Source organism: Streptococcus danieliae (genome assembly GCF_025447695.1).
GTDB lineage: Bacteria > Bacillota > Bacilli > Lactobacillales > Streptococcaceae > Streptococcus > Streptococcus danieliae.
On record NZ_JAOBSU010000178.1, the window covers coordinates 1 to 1,606 of the forward strand.

Sequence of the window (1,606 nt, forward strand, 5' to 3'; positions counted from 1 at the left end):
ATTTTTATGAAATTGATGATGAGGAGTCAGAATCCTGACATTATTTTCAAAAAGAATAAGCAACGGGAATGATTCTCAAGAATTTCCCTGTTCTTTCTTCCCCAAAGAATGCTATAATGGTTGCTATGTTAGAACTTGTTGCTTATCTCTTTATAGCTGGGATATTGATCTTCCTGCTACTCTACTTTTTGGGCTTCAAAATCAAGGGTTGGTTGGTCTTTCTTTTAAGCTTTCTAGCCTTTCTTTTGGTGAGCACTCCTTTTTTGCTCTTGCTCTACTATTTCTTTTTATTTCATCAATTATAAGGAACAGATATGAAAACTAGTGATTTTGATTTTGACCTACCCGAAGAGCTGATTGCTCAGGTTCCACTTGAGGATCGCTCTTCTTCGCGCTTACTGGTCTTGGACCGAGAAACCGGGGCGATGGCAGACAGCCATTTTGACCAGCTGATTGATTACCTCAACCCCGGTGACGCTCTGGTTCTCAACAACACACGCGTCCTTCCTGCCCGTCTCCACGGGCAAAAAAACGAAACCGGTGGCCATGTGGAACTCCTGCTTTTACAAAACACCGAAGGCGATCAATGGGAGGTTCTCGCCAAACCCGCCAAGCGACTCAAGGTGGGGGCGCGTATTACCTTTGGCGATGGCCGGCTGCAAGCTGAGGTTGTTGAGGAATTGGAGCACGGGGGCCGCATCATCCAATTCCATTATGAAGGCATTTTCTTGGAAATCCTGGAGAGCCTTGGTGAGATGCCCCTTCCTCCCTATATTCATGAAAAATTAGAGGACCGTGAACGCTACCAGACCGTCTATGCCAAAGAAAACGGCTCTGCCGCCGCCCCAACCGCGGGACTTCATTTTACACCAGAATTACTGGCAGCCATTGAAACCAAGGGCGTGCAAATCCACTACCTAACCCTGCATGTTGGTCTCGGAACCTTCCGACCAGTATCCGTGGACGACCTGGATGCCCACGACATGCACTCCGAATACTACACCATCTCCGACCAAACAGCCCAGGCCCTCAATCAGGTCAAGGAAGCTGGTAAGCGGGTCATCGCTGTTGGCACAACTACCATCCGGACCCTCGAAACCGTTGCCCAACAAAACGAGGGCAAACTAGCCGGCGCCAGCGGCTGGACCAATATCTTCATCAAACCAGGCTACCAATGGCAAATCGTCGACGCCTTCTCGACCAACTTCCACCTGCCCAAATCAACCCTAGTCATGCTAGTCTCCGCCTTCGCTGGCCGCGAGCAAACCTTGGCTGCCTACCAACATGCCATCGAGGAAGGCTACCGCTTCTTCAGCTTTGGTGATGCCATGTTTATTCATTAATTTCTAAACATCTTAAAGCCTTCATGAGAATCTCCAATCTCGTGAGGGCTTATTTTTGTAGCCTGAAAAATATCATTTATTTTTTGAGTTCCTCACCACTATATGTTATAATTGTATTGTAAGGGATTTCAAATTAGAAAGGGGTGTGTCAAGAATTTTGTGTAAACTCCAAAGCAGAGTTTGAACGTGTGTATTAATCGGACAAGGAATTGTAAGGATTTCCCTTTTGAGCCTAGTTGGATAACAAGAGAAATAGGGATTGG

At 46.7% G+C, this 1,606-nt stretch carries 1 protein-coding gene; it reads left to right on the forward strand.

Going from position 1 to position 1,606, the window contains the following annotated elements:
- Positions 1-314 precede the first annotated feature (314 nt).
- Positions 315-1,343 carry a tRNA preQ1(34) S-adenosylmethionine ribosyltransferase-isomerase QueA gene (gene queA / locus N4310_RS08390; RefSeq protein WP_262092818.1) on the forward strand — a complete coding sequence of 343 codons (1,029 nt, stop codon included), beginning with the start codon at positions 315-317 and terminating at the stop codon, positions 1,341-1,343.
- Positions 1,344-1,606: the final 263 nt, after the last annotated feature.

Bases quoted from the DNA above. Each gene is read 5' to 3' on its own strand.
- queA (WP_262092818.1), top strand. From the start codon at position 315: ATGAAAACTAGTGATTTTGATTTTGACCTACCCGAAGAGCTGATTGCT.